At 61.0% G+C, this 22460-nt stretch carries 19 protein-coding genes; 13 read left to right on the forward strand and 6 right to left on the reverse strand.

Features of this window, described 5'->3' with window-relative positions; genetic code table 11:
- Window positions 1-341: oxidoreductase (locus GNZ12_RS22100; protein ID WP_456238563.1), on the forward strand; the 341-nt coding region annotated here is incomplete at its 5' end.
- A 118-nt stretch (window positions 342-459) separates the two neighbouring features.
- On the opposite strand, the gene GNZ12_RS22105 is transcribed toward GNZ12_RS22100, so the two are convergent.
- Window positions 460-1425: a D-2-hydroxyacid dehydrogenase family protein gene (locus GNZ12_RS22105; RefSeq protein ID WP_172313645.1), complete on the reverse strand. Its 966-nt coding sequence runs from the start codon at window positions 1423-1425 to the stop codon at window positions 460-462.
- Window positions 1426-1721: 296 nt separating this feature from the next.
- On the opposite strand from GNZ12_RS22105, the gene GNZ12_RS22110 reads away from it, so the two are divergent.
- Window positions 1722-2492, forward strand: coding sequence for a TauD/TfdA dioxygenase family protein (locus GNZ12_RS22110; protein WP_172313647.1), 771 nt, complete (start codon window positions 1722-1724; stop codon window positions 2490-2492).
- A 196-nt stretch (window positions 2493-2688) separates the two neighbouring features.
- Here GNZ12_RS22110 and GNZ12_RS22115 read toward each other — a convergent pair whose 3' ends face one another.
- Window positions 2689-3891 (reverse strand): MFS transporter, encoded by a 1203-nt coding sequence (locus GNZ12_RS22115; protein WP_172313649.1) that lies wholly within the window; start codon window positions 3889-3891, stop codon window positions 2689-2691.
- A 60-nt stretch (window positions 3892-3951) separates the two neighbouring features.
- Here GNZ12_RS22115 and GNZ12_RS22120 point away from each other — a divergent pair, with 60 nt between their 5' ends.
- From GNZ12_RS22120 to GNZ12_RS22135, 4 genes are all read left to right on the forward strand, one after another.
- Window positions 3952-4761: a carboxymuconolactone decarboxylase family protein gene (locus GNZ12_RS22120; protein ID WP_235993839.1), complete on the forward strand. Its 810-nt coding sequence runs from the start codon at window positions 3952-3954 to the stop codon at window positions 4759-4761.
- Window positions 4762-4804: 43 nt separating this feature from the next.
- Entirely contained in the window at window positions 4805-5347 is a 543-nt protein-coding gene (locus tag GNZ12_RS22125; RefSeq protein WP_172313651.1) for a 2,4'-dihydroxyacetophenone dioxygenase family protein, read from the forward strand.
- Between the two features lie 124 nt (window positions 5348-5471).
- Entirely contained in the window at window positions 5472-6287 is an 816-nt protein-coding gene (locus GNZ12_RS22130; RefSeq protein WP_172313653.1) for an alpha/beta fold hydrolase, read from the forward strand.
- A gap of 125 nt (window positions 6288-6412) precedes the next feature.
- The gene (locus GNZ12_RS22135) at window positions 6413-7189 is read left to right on the forward strand and encodes an enoyl-CoA hydratase/isomerase family protein (RefSeq protein ID WP_172313655.1); all 777 of its coding nucleotides are present in this window, start codon (window positions 6413-6415) and stop codon (window positions 7187-7189) included.
- A gap of 124 nt (window positions 7190-7313) precedes the next feature.
- On the opposite strand, the gene GNZ12_RS22140 is transcribed toward GNZ12_RS22135, so the two are convergent.
- The 3 genes from GNZ12_RS22140 to GNZ12_RS22150 form a co-directional block, all read right to left on the reverse strand.
- The gene (locus tag GNZ12_RS22140) at window positions 7314-8681 is read right to left on the reverse strand and encodes a sensor histidine kinase (protein WP_172313657.1); all 1368 of its coding nucleotides are present in this window, start codon (window positions 8679-8681) and stop codon (window positions 7314-7316) included.
- A gap of 13 nt (window positions 8682-8694) precedes the next feature.
- The gene (locus GNZ12_RS22145; protein ID WP_172313659.1) at window positions 8695-9417 is read right to left on the reverse strand and encodes a response regulator transcription factor; all 723 of its coding nucleotides are present in this window, start codon (window positions 9415-9417) and stop codon (window positions 8695-8697) included.
- 195 nt (window positions 9418-9612) lie between these two features.
- Window positions 9613-10329, reverse strand: a complete 717-nt coding sequence (locus tag GNZ12_RS22150; protein ID WP_172313661.1) for an acid phosphatase — start codon at window positions 10327-10329, stop codon at window positions 9613-9615.
- A gap of 254 nt (window positions 10330-10583) precedes the next feature.
- On the opposite strand from GNZ12_RS22150, the gene GNZ12_RS22155 reads away from it, so the two are divergent.
- The 6 genes from GNZ12_RS22155 (at window position 10584) to GNZ12_RS22180 (ending at window position 17660) form a co-directional block, all read left to right on the forward strand.
- A complete protein-coding gene (locus tag GNZ12_RS22155; RefSeq protein ID WP_172313663.1) occupies window positions 10584-12755 on the forward strand; it encodes a TonB-dependent receptor in 2172 nt (723 codons plus the stop codon).
- A 14-nt stretch (window positions 12756-12769) separates the two neighbouring features.
- Window positions 12770-13465: a MotA/TolQ/ExbB proton channel family protein gene (locus tag GNZ12_RS22160; RefSeq protein WP_172313665.1), complete on the forward strand. Its 696-nt coding sequence runs from the start codon at window positions 12770-12772 to the stop codon at window positions 13463-13465.
- On the forward strand, window positions 13462-13860 hold the full coding sequence (locus GNZ12_RS22165; protein WP_172313667.1) for an ExbD/TolR family protein: 399 nt from the start codon (window positions 13462-13464) through the stop codon (window positions 13858-13860). Before GNZ12_RS22160 ends, GNZ12_RS22165 begins: the two co-directional genes overlap by 4 nt.
- Before the next feature lies 1 nt (window position 13861).
- Window positions 13862-14584: a TonB family protein gene (locus GNZ12_RS45065; protein WP_172313669.1), complete on the forward strand. Its 723-nt coding sequence runs from the start codon at window positions 13862-13864 to the stop codon at window positions 14582-14584.
- Between the two features lie 116 nt (window positions 14585-14700).
- Window positions 14701-15759 carry a YncE family protein gene (locus GNZ12_RS22175; RefSeq protein ID WP_172313671.1) on the forward strand — a complete coding sequence of 353 codons (1059 nt, stop codon included), beginning with the start codon at window positions 14701-14703 and terminating at the stop codon, window positions 15757-15759.
- A gap of 170 nt (window positions 15760-15929) precedes the next feature.
- The gene (locus tag GNZ12_RS22180) at window positions 15930-17660 is read left to right on the forward strand and encodes a hypothetical protein (RefSeq protein ID WP_172313673.1); all 1731 of its coding nucleotides are present in this window, start codon (window positions 15930-15932) and stop codon (window positions 17658-17660) included.
- 143 nt (window positions 17661-17803) lie between these two features.
- On the opposite strand, the gene GNZ12_RS22185 is transcribed toward GNZ12_RS22180, so the two are convergent.
- On the reverse strand, window positions 17804-21388 hold the full coding sequence (locus GNZ12_RS22185) for an indolepyruvate ferredoxin oxidoreductase family protein (RefSeq protein WP_172313675.1): 3585 nt from the start codon (window positions 21386-21388) through the stop codon (window positions 17804-17806).
- 97 nt (window positions 21389-21485) lie between these two features.
- Here GNZ12_RS22185 and GNZ12_RS22190 point away from each other — a divergent pair, with 97 nt between their 5' ends.
- Window positions 21486-22391 (forward strand): LysR family transcriptional regulator, encoded by a 906-nt coding sequence (locus tag GNZ12_RS22190; protein ID WP_172313677.1) that lies wholly within the window; start codon window positions 21486-21488, stop codon window positions 22389-22391.
- Window positions 22392-22460 lie beyond the last annotated feature (69 nt).

Consider the following 22460-nt stretch of genomic DNA (forward strand, 5'->3'; position numbering starts at 1 on the left):
AGTATGACCTTGCCTACTTGCACGTGATTGAACCTCGCATTCGCGGCATCGTGGAAACGGAAACGACCGACGCCGACGTTTCTTCGAAGGACATTCGCCGGATTTACACAGGCACGATCGTTGCCGCTGGTGGCTTCACGGGTGAGAGCGCCGAGCAGATCATTGTCGATGGCCACGCGGATCTCGTGGCCTTTGGCCGGATGTTCATCTCCAACCCGGATCTTCCGCAGCGGCTGCGCACCGGTGCGCCGCTCAATCGATACGATCGCTCGACGTTCTACGGTGGCCATGCGCCGGGCTATATCGACTACAAGTCGCTGTCCGAAGAAGTCGCGGCCTGAATGAATGCGTAGGCAACGCAGTCGGGCCGCTCGACTTCACCCAGCAACGTGATGCCGGGTGAAGTCGTCGGGCAGCGAGTGGAGCAGGCGTCCAGCGTTGGAATTTCGCGTTGGGCGTCTATTCGCCATTCCGGTTTCCGTTTTCGTCCAGCCAGCGAACGATGTTTTTGACCGTATCGCCGTAGAAAGTCCGGTACAGCTCTTTCGACACATAGCCGATATGCGGCGTGGCGAGCACATTGGGCAGCTCGCGCAACGGATGGGGATTTTCAAGGGGCTCGACGTCGTAGACGTCCAGCGCCGCGCCGGCGATCCGATCCGTCCTGAGCGCGTCGAGCAGGGCGGTACCGTCGACGATGGGGCCGCGAGAGGTATTGATCAGGCGGCTCGTCGGTTTCATCTTCGCCAGCTCGGCGACGCCAACGAGGTGATGCGTGCGCTCACTGAGGCGCACGTGAATGGAGAGGAAATCGGAGCTCGAGAACAATTCGTCTTTCGTCACGTACTGGACGCCATCTTCCGCGGCGGCCGCGGGGGTCAGGTTCTGGCTCCAGGCGACGACGTTCATGCCGAATGCCCGGCCGATTGCGCCTACTGCCGATCCGACACGGCCAAGCCCGAGCAGGCCGAGTGTCTTGCCTGCGAGTTCGTCGCCCACCGAGCGTTGCCATCCGCCGTTGCGCAACGACTGATTTTCTCCTGGAATATTTCGGGCCATGGAGAGAATAAGCGCCCATGTGAACTCGATCGTCGGCGTGGAGGAATAGCCCGTATGGAGCACGGCGATCCCCAAGGCGGCTGCTGCGTCCTCGTCGATGGCGGCGTTGGCGAGGCCGGTGGACGCAATGACCTTGAGATCAGGCAGTTTCTCGAGGATCGCACGAGGCAAGGGCGTGCGTTCGCGCATCACGCATACGATGTCGAACGGCTTCAGGCGCTCGATCAGGGCGTCGGGCTCGGCAATGTGGTCATTGAACACATTGATGCTTGCGCGGCCATTCAGCGGTGACCAATCCGCAAGAGTCAGCGCGGCATTCTGATAGTCGTCGAGGATCGCGATCTTGACGAGAGCATTGGCGTTCATGCTGAAAACTCCTGTTTCATCTACATGAGGACACGAGGTCCGAAAAAGGGCGGGGCAACCGCCTACGAATGCCCTCGATACTTTGTGCTTTCTCCGCGCGATGCAGTAGACAGGGCGTGGTCATATCGTTCATTCCCGTGGGGAATACCCGCAGCGCGGCATTGCCTCCAGGAATGAATCATATGCCGCGCCCGGCACTACTGCGCTGACCTCCTCCTCGCTAGCATGTTCTGCATCGACTCACGGCCGCATTCCAACGGCAGAGGCCCGGAACGGCTAGCACAATCGGAGGAGCGATGAAAATCAGAGCAATGAATATGGGTTTTGGCGCGCACGTCGAGGAAGCCGACCTGACCGCGTTGACGCAAGACGATGTGGACGGGTTGCGCACGGCGCTTCTCGAGCATGGCTTGCTGGTCATCCGGAATCAGAAGCTTTCACCTGCTGGGCAGGTCAGAATGTCGGAGGTCTTTGGCACGCTAGAGACGTTTCCGCCGGGCGATGGACAACTGGCCGAATATCCGCAAATCTTTCGCGTGGCCAGCCGCCCCGACGAAGGTCATACGAATGTTGGCCGCTACTGGCATTCCGACGGTTCGTTCCGTGCAGAAGCCACGCCTATCTCGATCTGGTATCTGGTCGCGCAACCGGACAATGGCGGCGAGACGCTTTTTGCCGATCTGCGGGAGGCGTACACGGCGTTGCCGGATGAGAGGAAGCCCGCAATCGACGGCCTCATTACGCTGCATCGAAACGGGATAAAACATCCGCTCGTCATGCGGCATCCTGCGACACGTGAACCGTCGCTCTACTTCAACGTTGGGCTTACCGGCGGTGTCGTAGGCTACACGTCCGAAGAGTTCATGGCATTGCGGACCGATCTGAACGAACACCTCTCCCGCGCAGGTGCCGCTTATGTCCATCGCTGGAGCGAAGGCGATGTTGTCATTGCCGACAACTTCCGGGTTGCCCACCGCGCTACGCCGATCTCGGTGGATCAGCATCGCATTCTGGATCGAACGACGATACAGGCGGATGGCGTGTACTGGGGCAACGCCCAGATCTGAGCGACCTTGACCCGTGGGCGTGCCGGCCCACGCGAAATCTCCATCTTGCCGACGACGCGCCGTGCGCTCTGCGCAATGCGGCGCGCCGCTATCGGCGCGTCAACAATCGACCGCCGGGAACGAACCCGACACGAGGACTGCTACCGGGCAAACGCGCGGCCTCGCACCTTGCTGAGCGCTCGAGCGAGGCCGCTATTTATTGCGCGGGCTTTCCTGCAAACAGAAATCGGCTGAGTGCGAGCAGCGGGGCCAGCATGCCGGTGACCGCGACCCAAGTCCAGCCACCGTGCTTATACAGTGTGCTCGCGATTGCGGAGCCGACGGCGCCGCCGACGAAGACGCTCGTCATGTAGATCGAGTTCAGACGGTTGCGGCTGTTCGGATCGAGCAGATAAATTTCGCGCTGGCCCAGGACCAGGTTCATCTGCACCGCAAAGTCGAGCAGCAGGCCGGTGCTGATGAGCCCGAACACGCCGAGGCCCGGAACCAGCATGGCCGGCAGGTAGCTGATCGCCGCCAGCGCGAGCGCGAACGCCGTTGCGCGATGCGTGTGGCCGGCGTCGGCGAGGCGCCCGGCGATGGGCGCGGACGTCGCGCCCATCGCGCCGACCAGCGAGAACACGGCGACCGCCGTCTGCGACAGATGGTAGTGGTTCATCAGCTCGATCGGCACCGCGGTCCAGAACAGACTGAATGAGCCGAACAATAGTCCCTGGTACAGCGAGCGCTGGCGCAGCACCGGCAGCGTCGCGACGAGGTGCTCGAGCGAACGGATCAGTTGCGGATAGCTTGCCGAATGGTTGGGGCGCCGGCCCGGCAGCGTGAGTGCCAGCAGCACCGTGACGAGCGTCATGACGACCGCGCCGAAGCCGAATACCGCGCGCCACCCGAACGCCCCGGCGATGAAGCTCGAGATCGGACGCGAGAGCAGAATACCGAGCACCAGCCCGCTCATGATCGTGCCGACCACGCGGCCGCGCGTCTCGGGCGCCGCGAAATGCGCGGCGAGCGGAATCAGCAACTGCACCGCAACCGACGTGAAGCCGATCAATAGCGAGAGCTCGAGAAAGAGCACTGGCTCGTCCAGCGTCGCGGCGGCAGCGAGACTAGCAATCGATAGCACGGCGCTGATGATCATCAGCTGCTTGTTTTCGACCAGGTCGCCGAGCGGCACGAGGAAGAACAGCCCGGCGGCGTAGCCGATCTGCGTGAGCGAGACGATCAGGCTCGCGGTGCCTTCGGACATGTGCAGGTCGGGGGCGATCAGCGAAATGATGGGTTGCGCGTAGTACAGGTTCGCGGCGATCGCGCCGCAACTAAAGGCGAACAGCAGGATCAGGCTGCGCGCCATCGTCGGCGCGGTGCCGGCGCGGGCAGGGGAGGCAAGGTTCGTGTTCATGGGCTCTGTCTCGTATCGGGTTGACTGGCAATGTGTGGCGAGAGCCTGCCGCTACTAGCGATGACGACGGGCTATCAATCAAGTGCAGGGGATGGCGAAATTTTCGATGCCTTTGCGGCAGTGCGGAAGACCGGCTCGGGCAATAGATTGCATTCCCGGGCGGAATATCGATGCGTTCGTCGAAGGGCGCATCAAACGTCTTATGCCTGGCAGGAATGGGTGTTATGTGTCTCGCAGGTCTTCTGTCGGCGTGACGCCGCGCGCACTATCTGTTCACCACGGATTCCCCGTTTGGAGAACATCATGAGCACGTTCCCGTCGTACACGATTGAGACCGCACCGGCCGCTTCGAAACCTGCCCTCGAAGACGCGAAAAAGACCTTTGGCTTTGTGCCGAATCTCCAGTCTCACATGGCCGAATCGCCCGAGCTCCTCGCCGGCTACTCCGCCCTCTGGGACCTCTTTGCCAGAAGTACGCTTACGCCGCATGAGCAGCAGGTCGTCTACCTGACCTCGAACTTCGAAAACAATTGCCATTACTGTATGGCCGGCCATTCGGCACTGGCCCGGATGATCAAGATGGATCCCGCTGTCATCGCCGCGCTGCGCGATGGAGAGCCTCTGCCTGATCCGAAGCTTGAAGCTCTGCATCGCTTCGCGACGATTGTCGTACGTGAACGCGGCTTTGCTTCTGACGCGGATGTCGAGACATTTCTCGCCGCCGGCTTCACGCGCCAGAACGTGCTTGAAGTGATCCTCGGCGTTGCCACGAAGGTCATGAGCAACTATACGAACCACATCGTACATACGCAGTACGACCCATTCATGAAGGGCAACGAGTGGACCAAGCCGGTAAAGGCCGCCGCCTGACCCGTGCTCTCGATGCGTCGATATCTTCTGGAGGTTTCGTAACATGACCAACACCACTGCAAGAAAGCCTGATGAGCTTGCTATCCCTTATCAGCTGCCTCAACCCCCTGACATGTCACCCGACATTGTGCATTTGGGCATTCTCGACAAATGGCTGGAGGACGATAAGCTTTGGGTGCCGATGACGCCGACTGTTTCGTTCAAGCCGCTGCTTCTCAGCGCCAGCCAGGGCTACTACGTCAATCTACTTAGAGTGCGCCAGTCCGGCGTGCTCTCGCGTCACCGCCATACCGGGCCTGTCCACGCGATCGTTCTGAGAGGCAGATGGTATTACCTCGAGCACGACTGGGTTGCGGAGCAGGGTGGCTACGCACACGAGCCGGCAGGCGAGACGCACACCTTGTATGTGCCCGAGGACGTCACAGAGATGATCACGTGGTTCCACGTCACGGGCGGGTACACCTACGTCGATCCCGAAGGCACAGCAGTGGGATACGAAGATGTGTTCACGAAAATCGAAGCGGCTCGCAAGCATTACGAAGCGATCGGCCTCGGCGCCGACTACGTGAAGCAGTTCATTCGCTAAGCGTATTCGTTAGGTGCGAATTTTCGGATGCCGCGAACGCACGAACGAAGATGTGCCCTATGCGCGGCGGCGGCCGGGCGACTCGATCGCCCGGCACCACAGGCTGGAACGGAGGATTTTCATCATGGAACGACGAACTGTTGACGTGGCTGGCGTACCGATCAGCTACCTGAGCGCCGGTGACCCGGCAGGACCCGTCTTGTTGTTGGTGCACGGCACCTATTGGAGCCGGGTATGGCAGCCGGTGCTAGACGATCTGGCCGCCGCCGGATTACGGCCCATCGCGGTAGATTTCCCCGGCTCCGGCCGCTCGGGTGGCGAGCTGACCATTGCGGATGCCTCGATTCCCGCTTTGGCGGATTGGCTGGCGCGCTTCCTGGATGCGCTCGGTATCGTGGGACCGGTGGGCGTCGCAGGGCACGACATTGGCGGGGGCGTTGCGCAGCAGGTGCTGGTCGATGGGAAGATAGAGGTCAGCAAACTCGCACTCGTCAATGCGGTGATGTTCGATTCGTGGCCGGTGGCCGGCGTTGCCCGGTTCCGAGATCCGGCGGTGGCCGCTGCGACGACGACGGAGGATGTCCTTGCTGCCCGTCGCAAGTCAGTCCTCACGGCACTGGCGAGGCCCGCAACGGAAAGCGAAGTGACCGAGTATCTCGAACCCTGGACGGACCCGCGCGTTGCACGGTCGTGGCTCGCCCTTGCCGGTGCGGCGGACAATCGCTACACGATGGATCTGTTGCCGCGCCTTCGCGCGTCGCAGACGCCAAAGTTGCTCGTCTGGGGCGAAGACGACAGCTTCCAGCTCGTCGAGCACGCGGAGCGTTTCGCCAAAGAGATCCCGAACACGCAGCTTGTCCGGATTCCTAAGGCTGGCCACATTCCCATGGAAAACGACGCTGTCGCAGTGGCTCGTGCGTTGGCTGGGTTCTTCATCTGACGCAGAGCAGCACGCACGAGCGGTTGTCGCTCACCGGTCCTTTCCCGGCTCGCGGATGGGGCTCATATCGGCCCGCTGCAGACTGGCGGGGGCCAATTCAGTACGTTCGTACATAGGAGAACATCATGCAAACGACCCCGGATAACTATTTCACTGCCTACCGCACCCTGAAGTTGACACGGGATGAGGATGGCGTGCTGGTCGTGCAATTCCATAGCGATGGGGGCCCGCTCACTTTCACGGCCCAGGCCCACACTGAGGTTGTCGATGCGTTCTACCGGATTTCGCAGGATCGGGCGAACAAGATCGTCATCCTCACGGGGGCAGGCGGGGACTTCATGACCGGGGTTGACTGGGCGTCTTTCAAGGACGTCTCCGATCCTGACCTTTGGAGCCAGATCCATGACGAAGGCGCTCAGGTCCTGGAAAACATAGCCAATATACGCGTGCCAGTCATCGCGGCCATCGAGGGGCGTGCCCATATTCACTCGGAGTATGTTCTGCTGGCCAATGTCATTGTGGCAGCGGAAGGCGCAACCTTCCAGGACATGGGCCACTATGCTGCGGGCGTCGTGCCTGGCGACGGCGTCTTTACCACCTGGAGCTATCGCGCGGGACCGGGACGGGCGGAAGCCTTTCTGCTCAACGCGCAGACGATTACGGCGGCTGTCGCACGCGAGTGGGGCGTGGTTGCTGAGGTCGTGCCAAACGGCGAGGCGCTGGGCCGCGCACAAGAGTTGGCGAGGCAGTATTTGAAAGCGCCCGAAGTGGCACGCCGCAACACGCGCATACACTTTATTTGGCCCTTGAAGCAACGCATCGTGCAGGAAGTTGGCTACGGGTTGTCGCTCGAAGGCGCCTCCGCAGCCGCCCTTGTGAAAGCAATGCAGGCGAAAAGCTGACCGCTGCGAGCGGCTCCTCTCGATTTGAGGAAATCCGGGAAGGCGAGTGTGTTGTCGGGCATCGTTGTTGCGCACATGCTCAGGCCCGCACCAAGCAGTATTCCGCTCGATTCCTGGAGTTTCCTTAAACCCTTGATGCAGCGATGCTTCGCGCCAGCACGCTGCCCTTGAAACGCAGCACCATTTTGCAACCCGGCTCGTTGTCGTGGATTTCCACGTCGGCGTCGTGCACCCGTGCGATGGCCGCGACGAGACTCAAGCCGAGACCATGCCCGGCCGGTGCCTGCGCTTGCTGACTCGGGCTGCGATAGAACGGACGCAACACGGCCTCGCGCTCACCCGCTTCGATACCCGGTCCGGAATCCGCCACATAGAGGATGGGTTCTCCCGCCTCGATGCCCGCTTCGAGCGTAATCACGCCGCCGCTGGGGGTGAATTTCAGCGCATTATCCAGCAGGTTTTCAATTGCACCAAAGAGCAGGTCCACGTCGCCGTGCACCCGGACAGGTTCCGGCGCATGCACCGACACCGACAAGCCCCGGTCATCCGCAACCGGCTCATAGAGATCGACGACGTCGCGCAGCACCGTGTCGAGCGAGACATCGCCAAAGCTCGCGCGTCGGCCGTCGGCTTCAATTTCCGCAATTCTAAGCAGCGCCGTGAAGCGGTTCAGGACGACGTCCGATTGCAGGATCGCTGCGTCCACCGCGCTCTCATAGTCCGCCACGGTATTCGAGCGGCGCCGCGCACGTTCGAGTCCGGCGCGCAGATGCGTCATCGGTGTGCGCAAATCGTGGGCGATGCCCGCGCATACGCCACGGACTTCGGCAACCAGCCGCTCGATCTCGTCCAGCATCGTATTGACGATTTCAGCGAGGCGGTCCAGATCGTGATGTGTGCCGCGAGTCGGCAGACGCCGGCTCAGTTGACCCGCCATGATCTCGCGCACGGTCAGGTTGATGGCCCGGATGCGGCGATTGGACATCGCGTTGAGCGCCGCGCCGCATCCCACGGCGAGGATGATCGTGAGCGTCAGGCCGACACACAGCATTTTCACCAGCGTGTGATCGAAGTAGCGGATCTCATCGGTCGAGTGTCCGACGACGATGCGCACGCCGCTGATGGTGGGCACGATGATGCCGCGGAAATGTCCGATCACCGTACGATGGCCGTCGTCCACCGGCTGTGTGTAATTGAACGGCTTAGCGTTGCGGGCCCGCGGCAGGACGCGGATGTTACCCGCGAGCCACGTGCCGTCGGCATCGAATACGCCGTAGGGACGGCTGCTCGCCACGTCGCGCCGGCTCAACGCGGCGATGTTCGCGATTGCTTCGGCGCGGCCGACGGAATGGAACTCGGCCACTTCGCCGACCAGGCGCTCATCGACCTCGTGCACCAGGTAACTGTCGGTCGCCCAGTAAAGCATCGCGAACAGGACGATGGCCGAGCTGATAAACACCGTCAGCAGCCAGCCGACGCTGCTCATGTGCATGCGCGTGCGCCGCTTACTCGCCGGCATGGAGGATATAGCCGACATTGCGCACCGTATGGATCATGACCGAGAGCCGTCCGTTCAGACTGATCTTGCGGCGTAACTGGCCGATATGCATGTCGATCACGTTGGTTTGCGCGTTGAAATGGTAGTTCCACACCGACTCGAAGAGCATCGCCCGCGTGACCGGCTGGCCGGCGTGCCGCATCATGTATTCCAGCAACTGGTACTCGCGCGGCTTGAGCTCGATTGCCTCGCCGGCGCGTTCGACCAGGTGCGTGCTCATATCGAGGATGAGGTCGCCGACGCTCAGCGCCGACGCTTCCTTGGGCGACGAACGGCGGCGCAGCAGGGCATTCAGGCGCGCGGTCAGTTCGAGACTGTCGAACGGCTTGGTCAGGTAGTCGTCGCCGCCGGCGCGCAAACCTCTCACGCGCTCATCCACCGCCGACAGGGCGCTCAGGATCAGCACGGGCGTTTCTTTGCCGACGTTGCGCAAGGTGGACAAGATCGACAGGCCGTCGATGTCGGGCAGCATACGGTCGAGTACGACCGCGTCGAAATCGCTGTCTAGCGCGCGCAGCAGGCCGATGTGCCCGCTCGACACGCCGTCGACCGCGAAGCCGTAGTCTTCGAGTGCCGCGGCAATGTCGAGCCGTACGTGTTCGTCGTCTTCGACGACCAGGATGCGAGGTCTGCGCCCCGCCGGGTAGGCAACCGATGCTTCACTTTCCAAGAGGACGTTTTTCCGTTTGATCGTGTGCCATGGGAGGGAGCGGGCATCGCTTGCGGTTTGCGCGCCTGGTGTCGCGACGGCAGGTCGCCCGATTGCACCCGGTTGCAGCCGGCCCCATATGGCCGCGCAGCTTGTCATATGCACATTGCTGTTTCGTGACAGGTTGAAACAGCAGCGTGCGCATGCTGCTTGGGCTTAGTTGAGCGCCAGCGCCGCGCGCACTTCGGCTTTCGCCTCGGCGAAGGCTTTCTGAAACGCCGGATTGTCCATCAGCGCCGCAGCCACAAGTGTTCCGTCAATCCGGCCGGCTTCCACGTCGCTCGGATAGTGCACGCCGTCTACAACGCGGTTCTCGCCGAATTCGCGGCCGCGTGCGAACAGCGCGTCGCGCTTTTCGGGGACCATCTGCGCCAGCAGGATGGCGCTCATGTAGCCAAACGTCGCGTGACCGCTCGGGTACGAATCGTAAGCGTCCCCGGCTTTGGCGGGGACCGTGGGGTGAACCTCGCTGCTCGCGATGAACGGCCGTGCGCGCCTGAAATACAGCTTTCCGCTTTTCGCAACCAAACCGGCATCGTGGCTTGCCGCTTTAAACAAGGCGGCCGTCTTTGGCAAATTGGCTTCATTGAAGGTGGGGCCGAGCACATCCGCGAAACGGAACACGGACTTGTCGATGTCGGCTTTGGCACGTGTCACTTCGTCCGGGGTGCGGGTGCGCTGCACATTTAGCACGGCTTCCAGATCGGCCCGCTGTTGTGCTGATCCGTCCTCTGGTGGCGGCGCGAGCAGCGTGCCGAGGGGAATCTGTTGCGCGTCGAGATAGGTTGCATCTTGTGCCTGTGCAGCCTGAACGGATGCGCACGCAACGATCAGAACGGTAGCAACCAGCGGTAGGGATGGGAGGCGTTTCATGGTGCTCGCGAAAAGAGACTGGACGAAGGTGCCGATCCTAGTGCGAACAGATGAATGAGCGGTGTCCAGAAACTTACAAATCTAAGCCCACGTCTGCGCTTTTTTTCGCTTGAGGGGTACCGTGTCGGGTATCCGTAATAAGAACTTTAACTTCGTAAGTTACCCATCACTCGGTATTAACGCGCCCTCGATAACATGCCGCCTTGTCTGACTCACTGCCCCACGGCACATTCAAAAACAAGGATGCATGAACCATGCGACGGGTACGTTCAAAGCTTAATCAGAAACCGCTGACGCAGTTCGTTCTTGCGACGCTCTGCGCCGCTGGAGCGCAGATCTCGCATGCGCAGGCAACAGGCGACCTCGGCTCGGTGCAAAGCACGGCCGTGTCGTCGTCGGATAACAGTACGTCCGCCGCAAAGAACACGCAGTCGGCGCCGGCCCAGGCACCTTCCCAGGGGTCGCTCACGGCCAGCGAGCCGAAATCGATCATCAGCCAGCACTATATCCAGAACAACACGGCGCCCACGTCAAACTACAGCGACATCGTGCAGATCGCCCCTAGCGTGTCGAATATCTCCCCGAACGGTGCGGGTTTGATGGAATCGCAGAGTCTCTCGATTCGAGGATTCCAGGACGGTCAGTACAACGTGACATTCGATAGGATCCCGTTTGGCGATTCCAACGACTTCACCCATCACTCGACTTCGTTTTTCTCGAATCAGGTGATCGGCAGCATCGCGATTGACCGGGGTCCGGGCGACGCCTCGCAGATCGGCTTTGCGACGTTTGGCGGCACCATCGGCATCGACTCGAAAGATCCATCGCTTACGCCCTCATTTTCCGTACTCGGGTCGTACGGCAGCTACAACACGTGGCTTGCGGGTGCGGAGTTGAACACGGGTGACATGCAGCAATGGGGCGATGCCCGCGCCATGGTCGGTTACACGCAGACCGGCAGCGACGGCTACCTGACGGATGCCGCACAGCGCCGCCAGAACGTTTACTTCAAGCTCGAAAAACCGCTCGGCGACAATACGTTAATCACCGTCTTCGCCACCTACAACAACATTCACCAGAATGTGCCGCTGGGCGCAACGGCCGCACAGATTCAGGCCAATGGCCCGAACTTCGGCTTGAACAGCGATCCGACCAGCCAGGCCTTTTATGGCTACAACGTCGACCTGATCAACACCGACTTCGAATACATCGACGTTAAAACCAAGGTCGCCCAGTGGGTCATCAATAACAAGCTGTACACGTACGGTTACTACCATAACGGCTTTAACGGACTCGATCCGAACGGTGAAACGCCGAACGGCACGAGCCTCGGCGCGAATAACGTGCCGGGCCAGGAGATGAACAACAATTACCGCGCATGGGGCGACGTGCTCACCGCCGAACGGAAGATCGGTCCGGGCACGCTTCAGATGGGCGCGTGGATCACGCATCAGTCCAACTTCCGCGACAACTTCAACGTCGACGACTCGTTGAACTTTGCTTTCCTGTCGCAAAACTTCACGATGAACGACACGTTGCTGACGTTCGAGCCGTACCTGCAATACGCGTTGGAACTCCCCTATGGCGTGACGGTGACGCCTGGGGTGAAGTATGTATCGTTCAATCGACAAATCGATTCGCCCATGAACCAGAAGTCGGGTGATCCGGTGGACTATGGCCATACGTGGACGAAGGTGCTGCCGTCGCTCACGTTGCATGAACAGATTGCCCCGGACTGGAGCGCCTATATCCAGTACGCACAAGGGTTTCTGGCGCCGAACCTGAATGTGTTCTACGTCCAGAACCCATCGGTCTCGGGCCAGCCGGACCCGGAGCAGACGGATAACTATCAGATCGGTACGACCTACAAGACCAACCGCCTGACGGTTTCGGCGGACCTCTACTACATCAACTTCCGCAACGCGGTGACAAGCCGCACGTCAGGTGGCAACACGGTCTTCACCAACGCCGGCGGCGCGGTGTACAAGGGCTTCGAGTCCGAAGCGACTTTCTCGGTCGGCGAGGGCTTCAGCCTTTACGCGAATCTGACGTTCAACTCGGCCAAGCAGAAGAGCACCGGCGACTGGATGCCTAACGCGCCCCAGCAAACCGCCGCGGCCGGTGTGCTGTACGAGCGCGGTCCGCTGACCGGTTCGCTCATCACGAAATTTGTCGGTCACCAGTTCGGCGACACAGGCGACACCCAGCCGATTGGCGGCTTCACTGTGACCAATTTCTCGGCCGCCTACACGATCAGGAACCTCGCGCCGTGGCTGCATAACACGCGTATTGGCTTCCAGATCGAGAACCTGTTCAACCGTACCAGCATCGATGCGCTGGCGGGCTACACCGCTGCCGACAATACCCCGCTGTACTGGACGATTCCGGGGCGCACGTTTATCGGCACCTTGTCCACTGACTTCTAAGAGGAGCTTCACCCATGACCGTCGACACTCTTTTGCACCTCGCGAACAATTCGGGCGGCGTCCTGTACGTCATCGCCACCATGCTGTTCGTTGCCTTGACGATCATCATCGAGCGCAGCTGGTTTCTGCAGCGCGCCGCCGGCAGCAGCCGCGCGGCGCTCGATCAGATCGACCGCCTCGACCAGTTCAATGCCGCGACGTTGGCCGCCTGCGCTGAGCAGTTCCACTCGCTGCCTGCGGCTGCGTTATTCGCCACCGCCGGCCGTCTTGCCGGTCAGTCCTCGCGCGAGGAACTGAATGCGCGCCTCGAAGAAACGATCATGCGCGAAGCCCCGCGTATCGACCGCTTTCTCTGGGTGCTCGACACCGTCGTCACGCTTGCGCCCTTGCTCGGCCTGTTTGGCACGATCGTCGGCATGTTCAACGCGTTTCAGGTGCTCGCGAATCCTGGCAACGCTCCGACCCAGGTGACGGGTGGCGTCGCCGAAGCGCTGATCGCCACCGCCTCCGGGCTGTTTGTGGCGATGATCGGTCTGGTGTTTTTTAACGGCTTGCACAATCGGGTGAGGGGTGTCGTGCACCAGCTCGAAACGGTGAAGGTCGCGCTTGTGAACCGTCTGGCTGGCACGTCGCACGAAACCGCGAAGACCGTGCGCGAGGCGCCGCGCGCGGTGGTTGGAAAACTCGCGTCGCAGGGAGTGTGTCGATGAAGTATTTCGAAGCGCGCAAAGCTCGCATCGAGATCATTCCGATGATCGACATCATGTTTTTTCTGTTGGTGTTCTTCATCATGATTACGCTGCACATGATTCCGAATGCCGGTTTGCGCACGCAATTGCCTTCGAGCACCACGACGCAGTCTTTGCCGCCGCCGAAGGTGACGGTGACGCTCGCGACCGACGGCAGCCTGTCCGTCGACGGCCGGACTTTGAGCCCCGCTGAACTGACGTCGATGCTGGCGGCCCGAGCGGATGCTGCCCACACCGTCGTCACGATCGCCGGCTCGAAGCAGGCGCAGATCCAGAAGCTCGTCGCGGTCATGGACGCCTGCCGTGCCGCGGGCGTGTCGCAGATCGCGCTGGCTGCGCAACCGGTGGTGAACTGATATGGCGACCGTACCGGCCACCGGCGACGTGCAGGAGCAAACGCGCCTGTTTCCTGCAGCGGCGCTCGCGTTGATCGCGGAAGTGCTGCTGCTCGGCGGTGCATTTGCGCTCCTCACACATCAGTCCCACGTGCCAGCCGAACCGGCTTCGACGCTGCTGACGCTGGCGGCACCGGTGCCATCGCCAGCACCGGCTCCGGCTCCGGCTCCGGCGCCCAAACCGGTCGCGGCGGCGCCTAAGCCCGAGGTGCCTCAGGTGCGGCCGGTTGTACCGGTGCATCGCGTTGCGCACGTGACGCCGCCGAGGCCCACGCCTGTCCCGACGCCGATGCCAGCGGCGACGCCCGCGCCGGCGTTGCCGTCGGCAACGCCAAGCGAGGCGCCGCCTGCGCCGCGCCCACCTCCGCCGCAGCCCGCTCAGGCGCCGGCCGCGCCGACGGCCAGCTTCGAGGGTGCGCTGCGCGCGGCGATTCAGGCCGCGTTGCGGTATCCCGAGTCAGCCCGCATGGCGGGCATGTCCGGCCGCACACGCGTCGCGTTTCAATACCGCGACGGCGTGGTGTCCGATGCGAGCGTCGTGGTGTCGAGCGGTATCGGGCTGCTGGACCGCGCCGCGCTCGCGGCCGTGCGGGATGCGGCGTATCCCCGACCTGAGCCGGCATTTGTCGGCAAAACGCTCTCGGAGCAATTGTGGGTCACGTTCAATCTGGACACACACGAATAACCGCCACTCAGTCCTAACGATTCACCTCAATGTGCCATGCCCGTCGTGCCCGCCAACCGGCCGGCATGGCCTTGACCTGAAACATCGATAAACAGCATCAACCGGAGTCCGTTCAAGTGAAACGAAAACATGTCCTGCAATCGCTGATCGCCGCTGGCGTCGCCTCCATGCTCGCCCTGGCTGCCGCGCATGCGGCAACCGGAGAACCCGCCAGGCCGTTCGAAATCGCGAAACACTATGGCCTCGATGGCGCCGAGAATTGGGATTACGTCGCGTACGACCCGGTACGCCATCATTTATTTGTCAGCCGCGATACCCATGTTCAGGTGATCGATGCGCGCACCGGCAAGCTGGTCGGCGAGATTGAAAACACCGACGGCGTACATGGTTTTGCGTTCGTGCAGGATCGCAAACTCGGATTCGTGACGAATGGCCGCGCCAATACCATTACCGTCATTAATCTCGACACGCTGAAGGTAGTCGACACCATCAAGGCTGCGGGCCCGGATCCCGACGGCATCCTGTATGTGCCCGCACTGCAGCGCGTGTACATCAGCAATGGGCACGACAGGAGCGTGAGCGCGATCGACGTCGCGACACGCAAGGTGGTCGCGACGATGGCGGTGGGCGGCAAACCGGAGGCGCTTGCCGCGGACAATCACGGCCACGTCTTCGTTAATGTGGAAGACACGAGCGAGATCGTCGAGATGGACGGTAAATCTTCCAGCGTTTTGGCGCACTGGTCGATTGCACAGTGCAAGGAGCCGACCGGACTTGCCATCGATACCACGAGCGAGCGTCTGTTCGCGGTTTGCGGCAACCAGCGCATGGAGGTGGTCGACGCCGCTTCGGGCCGCTCTGTAGCCGAGGTGCCGATCGGTGGCCATCCGGACGCAGCGGCCTTCGATCCCGCGTTGAAACTGGTGTTTAGCTCGAATGGCGCAGACGGCACGCTGACGGTCGTGCATGAAGACGATGCGGATCACTACGCCGTTGCGCAGAACCTACGTACGCTGGAGGGTGCAAAGACGATGACGCTCGACGAAAAGGGTCACCGTTTGTATCTCGTTTCATCGAAGTTCGGCCCGGCCCCGGCGGCAACCGCCGACAATCCTCATCCCCGCCCGAGCGTCATTCCCGGCACGTTTGAAGTACTTGTGGCGCAGCGTAAGTAGTTGAAATTCATCACTAAGCATAGCTTATTAGATTCATGGCGAAGGTGAAATATGAATGTGCGTCAGTTCGCCTTCGCCATTGTTGCAATGGGTAGATCTTGAATTTGCGGTTTGCAATACCAGCAGCACATTCTCAATCCGATGTTGTCAACTCAATCCAAGAAACTATAATGAATACGACCTTCAAGGCACTTCCTATCGCGGTTTTAATCTCTGTCATGTATGGCTGCGGCGAAGGTGTCCAGAATTCCCCGAGTTCGACTGCATCGCAAGGCGGCGCCGGCAGCACGCCGGCCACTTCTGCTTCGGCCAGTAACTACACACCTGGAAATCTGCTGGTCTCACGTACCGCCTACGATCCGGCCAATGTGGTAAGCGGCACGCTGCCTTATAACGCAACGCCTACCAGCACCAATGCATCTCCCGTGACCGCGGTAACGCCCGGCACGTATCCGAATGTGTTTACCAACGACGCCAATGACGGCAATTTTGGCATCACGTCCGAGGCGTATCTCGATCAGTGGACACCGGGGGCGGGCAGTCCCTCGCAAACACTGGACATCACCGCGCAGGCAGCAAAAAACCAGGTGAAGTTTGCCACCAGCTTTGCATCGAAGTCCGAGCTGGCGTTGAATGTCTCGCTCGACCAGAAATCGCTGAGTTTTGTCGGTTACAACACGTCGATTGACCAGTTGGATATCTCCAACTCCAATACGCCGGGCGTGGTGGACACGACCAACACGGATATCGCGACACCCACCTACCGGACAGTTGCTCAACTGACTTTTGCCAGCAACAGCCTGTCGTTTACGAATACTAATGCCTATGCTGGCAACAACGGCCGTGCGGCCGTGCTGGCCAACGGTATGTTTTACATCGTCGGCAATGCGGGCAATTCCGGCAAAAATCCGAAGCCGACGACAGCGCTACTCGATATGTTGACGATGGATACCGGGGTGCAAAGCATCGCTGCGGGTAGTTCGTGCGCGTTTTCCCAGGTTATCGGCGCATTCCAGTCCGGCACTGGCGCGGGCACGTATGCTGCCGCACCGGCTGGAACCGCCTGTTCGTTGGCGTCACTGGGCTCGATTACTGGTGGCAGCTCGACGGGTGACCAGTTTGGTTTCACGATCGCCAAGCTGCCGACGACACCGGCGACTGTAGCGGACAAAACGGGTAAGGATGAAAACCTTCGTGGCCTGTTCGTGGGTCCGGACGGAACGATGTACGTCTCGAAGGGCAGTGGCGGCAATGGGGTGAACACGGTGTACCAGGTGGGTGCCACAGGTGCGCTTGCCAACGGTGGCGTGTTGCCGCAAAACGCCCCGGTGACGATCCTTCCCGGTTTCCCGACTGCATTGGCAACGAATCTGACGAATCTGACGTCGCCTGCTCAGGTGACCGGTACGGTCTATCCGTTCGGGATGTGGATTCCGTCCTCGAACCCGTCGATCATGTTCGTGACTGACGAAGGCGACGGTGTAGCGGGGGATCAGGTAAGCGGCAGTGGCGGCCTGTGGGTGTACCAGAAGCAGAACGGTGTCTGGAAGCCGCTGACCAATCTGACGACGGGTCTTAGCTTGGGTGCTGCCTATACGGTGACGGATAGCACAGGTCTTTATGGGACCAAGGGGGCAAGCTATACGACCACACCGGATGGTCTGCGCAATATCACAGGGCAGGTCAATAGCGACGGTTCGTTCACGATCTATGCAGTGACGTCCACCATTGCCAATAGCCTGGGCACTGCTTTCGACGCAGGTGCTGACTCGAACCAACTGGTCAAGATCACGGTGACGGTAAACGGTTCAACGGTCACGTCCGCGAGCGGCTTCTCCGTCATGCAGACTGCGCCTTATGGTCAGGCCCTGCGCGGCGTAGCGATTGTGCCGAACTCCTGAAGCAGATCATCGACCGGCGTCGGAATACTGGATGATTGTCCCGTCCTGAATTTCGCGTCGGCCGGCGCGTCTTGTCCGGTTTACGAAAACAGCCTGCCGAATAGCAGGCTGTTTTCATTGGCGCGACCGGTGGCGATATGAGGCTACAGAATCTGCGCCAACGGTTGCAGGGTGCTGTCCACCGTGGCGCGATATTCGCGGAGCCATTGCTCGCGTTTCGTCGCCGCAGCGATGACATTGCGCTCCTTGACGTGACCAAAACCGCGGATTTCATCCGGCAGGTTGGCGAGCTTCATCGCAACATCGAATCGCGCGCTGTCGAGCGTTGCGCAGAACTCGTCGATCAGCGCGAAGTACTGGTCGATCAACTCGCGTTCGTTGCGGCGCTCGGACGTCTTGCCGAACACGTCGAGCGCGGTGCCGCGCAGGACTTTGAGTTTGGCGAGCACACGGAACAGGGTGAGCGTCCATTGGCCAAAGCGCTGTTTCTTCAGGTGGCCGTGTTCGTCACGTTTAGCCAGCAACGGCGGAGCGAGATGGAAAGTTAGCTTGTAATCGCGACCCGGTTCCCCTTCGAATTGAGCGCGCAGTTTGTCCATGTACATGGGGTCCGCGTAGAGACGTGCGACTTCGTACTCGTCCTTATAGGCCATCAGCTTGGCGAGATTGCGTGCGACCACCGGCGTGAGGCGCAGCTTCGCACCTGCTGCAAGCTTCGTTTCGGCGGCGCGCACACGTTCGACCACGTCCACGTAACGAGCCGCATAGCGCTCGTTCTGATAGAGGCCAAGCCGCTCGACGTTGCGTTCAATGAGACGGTCAAGCGATTCCGGCATCTGCACGACGATCGCCTGCTGCTTTCCGGCACGCGGCGCAAAAGCATCAGCGGCGGTTTCGCCGTGCTGCGCGATATAACGACCCCACTCGAACGCGAGTCGATTCTTCTCGACCGCCACACCGTTAAGCTCGATCGCCCGATCGAGGCTCTCATAGCTGACTGGCAGCCAGCCGCGTTGCCATGCAAAGCCGAGCAGCAATGGATTGGCATAGAGCGTGTCGCCGAGAAGCGCAAGGGCGAGCCGATTCGCGTCGATGAAATCACAGTCGTCGCCGATACTCTGAAGCAAGTCGTGCCGCGTCTCATCGACGGGGAAGCTCCAGTTCGGATCGCGGACGAATTGCGCGGTCGGCGTCACACTACTGTTGATCACCGCCTTCGTCACACCGTGTTGCGTGCGGGCGAGTACTTCAGCCGAAGCGGACACAATCGCATCGCAGCCGAGAATCAGACGCGCCTCGCCGGTCGCAATGCGCGTCGCGTGCAATTGATTGGGCGTCGCGGCGATCTGCACATGACTGAGCACCGCGCCGCCTTTCTGCGCCAAGCCCGCCATATCGAGTACGGTGACGCCTTTGTTTTCGAGGTGAGCGGCCATGCCTAGCAAGCCGCCGATCGTCACGACACCGGTGCCGCCGACACCGGTCACCAGCACGCCATAAGGCTTCGATAGAGAGGCGATCGCAGGCCGGGGCAGCGCCGCAAAATCCGGCAGCGCAGCGCCTGAGCTTGCCTTAGCGGGTTTCTTCACCTGCGCGCCTTCCGCCGTCACGAAGCTCGGGCAAAAGCCGTTCACGCATGAAAAATCCTTATTGCATGACGACTGGTTAATCTTGCGCTTGGTGCCGAGCGGTGTTTGCAGCGGCTCGACGGAGAGGCAGTTCGATTGCACCGAGCAATCACCGCAGCCTTCGCACACTGCATCGTTAATGAAGGCGCGTTTCGCGGGATCGGGATACGTGCCGCGTTTGCGACGCCGGCGTTTTTCGGTTGCGCAGGTCTGGTCGTAGATCAGGATTGTCGTGCCCGCCACGTCGCGCAACTCGCGCTGCAAGCGATCGAGTTCATCGCGGTGGTAGACCTTCACGTCTTCTGGAAGACGCACGTTCGCATCGTATTTTTCGGGCTCGTCAGTGACGATCAGCACCCGCTTCGCGCCCTCGGCGGCGACCTGAAACGCGATCTGCGGAACCGTGAGCACGCCGTCCACCGGTTGGCCCCCCGTCATCGCGACCGCGTCGTTGTAGAGGACCTTGTAAGTGACGTTCGCGCCTGCCGCAATCGATGCGCGAATCGCGAGAAGGCCTGAATGAAAGTAGGTGCCGTCGCCGAGATTGGCGAACACATGCCGCTCATTCGTGAAATGCATCTGCCCGGTCCATGCGACACCTTCGCCGCCCATCTGGCTGAACGTCTCCGTATTCCGGTCCATCCACATCGACATGTAGTGGCAGCCGATACCGGCCAGCGCACGTGAGCCTTCGGGCACACGGGTCGACGTGTTGTGCGGGCAGCCGGAGCAAAACCACGGTTGACGCTCGGTGACCGAACGCGGCGTAGCGGCTTCACGCTCTTTTGCTTCGATGATGGCAACGCGCGCTTCGATCCGCGCCCGCACATCGGCCGGTAAATCGGCCTTCGCCAGACGCCGCGCGATCGCCTTCGCAATCAGAGCAGGTGAGAGCTCGTAATGCGCGGGCAACAGCGTCTGCCCGCGCGGCACGGACCATTCCCCGCCTGCGTCGTCGCGCTCGTCGAACTTGCCGAATACCTTCGGACGAACATCGTCGCGCCAGTTATACAGCTCTTCCTTAAGCGCATATTCGAGGATCTGGCGTTTCTCTTCGACGACCAGGATTTCGTCGAGGCCGGTCGCGAAGTCCCGCGCGTTCTGCGCGTCGAGCGGCCACACGCAGCCCACCTTTAATACGCGAATGCCGATGCGTGCGCAGGTCTCGTCATCGAGCGACAGATCGGCTAGCGCCTGCCGCACATCGAGATAGGCTTTACCCGCGGTCATGATGCCCAGGCGCGGCGTGGGGCTATCAATCACCACGCGGTTCAGTTTGTTAGCACGGACGTAGGCGAGGGCCGCGTACCACTTGTGGTTGAGCAGACGGGCTTCCTGCGCGAGCGGCGGATCGGGCCAGCGGATATTGAGTCCGCCGTCCGGCATGTCAAAGTCGTCCGGCAACACGATCTGCAAACGGTCCGGATCGATATCGATCGACGCGCTCGATTCGACCACGTCAGTCACACATTTCATCGCGACCCACAGGCCGGAATAGCGGCTCATTGCCCAGCCGTGCAGTCCATAGTCGAGATATTCCTGGACGCTCGCCGGATACAGCACCGGAATGCCGCTCGCGACGAACATATGCTCGGACTGGTGCGCGACCGACGACGACTTCGCCGCATGATCGTCGCCTGCCAACACCAGCACGCCACCATGCGGATCGGTGCCGGCCGAATTCGCGTGCTTGAAGACGTCGCCTGTACGGTCGACGCCCGGACCTTTGCCGTACCACATGCCGAAGACGCCATCGACCTTGGCGCCAGGCCACAGGTTGATCTGTTGCGTCCCCCATACCGCGGTGGCCGCGAGGTCCTCGTTAACCCCAGGCTGGAACACGACATCGTGTTCCTTGAGATGCTGTTTTGCCTTCCACAACCCCTGGTCCAGCGCGCCGAGCGGTGAGCCGCGATAGCCGGACACATACCCCGCCGTCTTGAGGCCGGCTTGCCGGTCGCGTTCTTTCTGCAGCATCGGCAAACGGACCAGCGCCTGCGTGCCGCTCATGTAGACGCGGCCTTTTTCGAGCGTGTATTTGTCGTCGAGCGATACGGTGGCGAGTGCGTCACGTAGCTGTGGCGATAGCGGGGCATTCATGGTCGACGTCTCCGATGGCTATATTTGAGCCCGAGTATAGAAAGCGGAATTTCCATCGTAAAATCACGAATACCGAACCCTGCTATGCGAAAAACACATGTCTAAAGACATCACCTTGCGGCAGATGCGTTACTTCGTGGCTGCCGCGCAAAGCGGGCAGTTTTCGATGGCTGCGACGGTCGAACATGTGTCGCAATCCGCGATTACGAATGCTGTACTCGCACTAGAGGAAACCCTGGGTACGCGGCTCTTCGAACGCTTGCCGCAAGGCGTCGCGCTGACACCCGATGGGCAGGACTTTCTGAATCACGCGCGGCACATACTCGACTCAGTGCGCGACGCGGTCTACAAGGCACCCTTCCGCTCGCATGACCTGAAAGGGACGGTGCGCATCGCGGCGTCGTATACGGTGCTGGGCTATTTTCTGCCCGAGCTGATGGCGCGATTTCGCGCAACGTACCCTGATGTCGAGATCGATCTGCACGACACGGATCGAATGGCGATTGAGCAGGCGGTGCTCGACGGAACAGTGGATCTCGGCGTGGTGCTTCTGTCGAATGTTGAGAACATCAAGCGTTTCAATCATCATGTGCTGATCCGCTCGCGCCGGCAATTGTGGACCTCGCCCACGCATCCGCTCGCGCAACTCAACGCGCCCTCGCTCGCGGACATCGCGGAGTATCCGTACATCCTGATCACGGTCGACGAAGGTGAACAGTCGACGCTGCGCTACTGGAAGCAGAATGGCGTCGCGCCGAATATCGCGTTCCGGACGAGTTCGATGGAAGCGCTACGCGGTCTGGTCGCGCATGGTTTCGGCGTGACGATTCTCTCTGACATGGTGTTTCGTCCCTGGTCGCTGGAAGGCAAGCGGATCGACGCGCGGCCGATACTTAATGCGATTCCGCAGATGGACGCGGGTATGGTGTGGCGCAAAGGCGTGACGCTCGATACGCCCGCTTTGGCGTTTCAGCAGTTTCTGATCCATGCCTGTGGGAGTTGAGGACAGAGAAAAGGCATGCACCTGTACCGGGAGGCGTGGGAAGGGCGGGTTCCTTATGCGTATCCGTTT

It is taken from the genome of Paraburkholderia solitsugae (assembly GCF_013177695.1).
Classification (GTDB): domain Bacteria; phylum Pseudomonadota; class Gammaproteobacteria; order Burkholderiales; family Burkholderiaceae; genus Paraburkholderia; species Paraburkholderia solitsugae.

Excerpts from the sequence above, each read along its gene's own strand:
- GNZ12_RS22155 (WP_172313663.1), top strand. The coding sequence starts at position 10,584 with ATGCGACGGGTACGTTCAAAGCTTAATCAGAAACCGCTGACGCAGTTC.
- GNZ12_RS22140 (WP_172313657.1), bottom strand. The coding sequence starts at position 8,681 with ATGCACATGAGCAGCGTCGGCTGGCTGCTGACGGTGTTTATCAGCTCG.
- GNZ12_RS22120 (WP_235993839.1), top strand. The coding sequence starts at position 3,952 with ATGACGACGGGCTATCAATCAAGTGCAGGGGATGGCGAAATTTTCGAT.
- GNZ12_RS22165 (WP_172313667.1), top strand. The coding sequence starts at position 13,462 with ATGAAGTATTTCGAAGCGCGCAAAGCTCGCATCGAGATCATTCCGATG.
- GNZ12_RS22115 (WP_172313649.1), bottom strand. The coding sequence starts at position 3,891 with ATGAACACGAACCTTGCCTCCCCTGCCCGCGCCGGCACCGCGCCGACG.
- GNZ12_RS45065 (WP_172313669.1), top strand. The coding sequence starts at position 13,862 with ATGGCGACCGTACCGGCCACCGGCGACGTGCAGGAGCAAACGCGCCTG.
- GNZ12_RS22125 (WP_172313651.1), top strand. The coding sequence starts at position 4,805 with ATGACCAACACCACTGCAAGAAAGCCTGATGAGCTTGCTATCCCTTAT.
- GNZ12_RS22135 (WP_172313655.1), top strand. The coding sequence starts at position 6,413 with ATGCAAACGACCCCGGATAACTATTTCACTGCCTACCGCACCCTGAAG.
- GNZ12_RS22110 (WP_172313647.1), top strand. The coding sequence starts at position 1,722 with ATGAAAATCAGAGCAATGAATATGGGTTTTGGCGCGCACGTCGAGGAA.
- GNZ12_RS22185 (WP_172313675.1), bottom strand. The coding sequence starts at position 21,388 with ATGAATGCCCCGCTATCGCCACAGCTACGTGACGCACTCGCCACCGTA.
- GNZ12_RS22130 (WP_172313653.1), top strand. The coding sequence starts at position 5,472 with ATGGAACGACGAACTGTTGACGTGGCTGGCGTACCGATCAGCTACCTG.
- GNZ12_RS22160 (WP_172313665.1), top strand. The coding sequence starts at position 12,770 with ATGACCGTCGACACTCTTTTGCACCTCGCGAACAATTCGGGCGGCGTC.
- GNZ12_RS22190 (WP_172313677.1), top strand. The coding sequence starts at position 21,486 with ATGTCTAAAGACATCACCTTGCGGCAGATGCGTTACTTCGTGGCTGCC.
- GNZ12_RS22105 (WP_172313645.1), bottom strand. The coding sequence starts at position 1,425 with ATGAACGCCAATGCTCTCGTCAAGATCGCGATCCTCGACGACTATCAG.
- GNZ12_RS22180 (WP_172313673.1), top strand. The coding sequence starts at position 15,930 with ATGAATACGACCTTCAAGGCACTTCCTATCGCGGTTTTAATCTCTGTC.
- GNZ12_RS22150 (WP_172313661.1), bottom strand. The coding sequence starts at position 10,329 with ATGAAACGCCTCCCATCCCTACCGCTGGTTGCTACCGTTCTGATCGTT.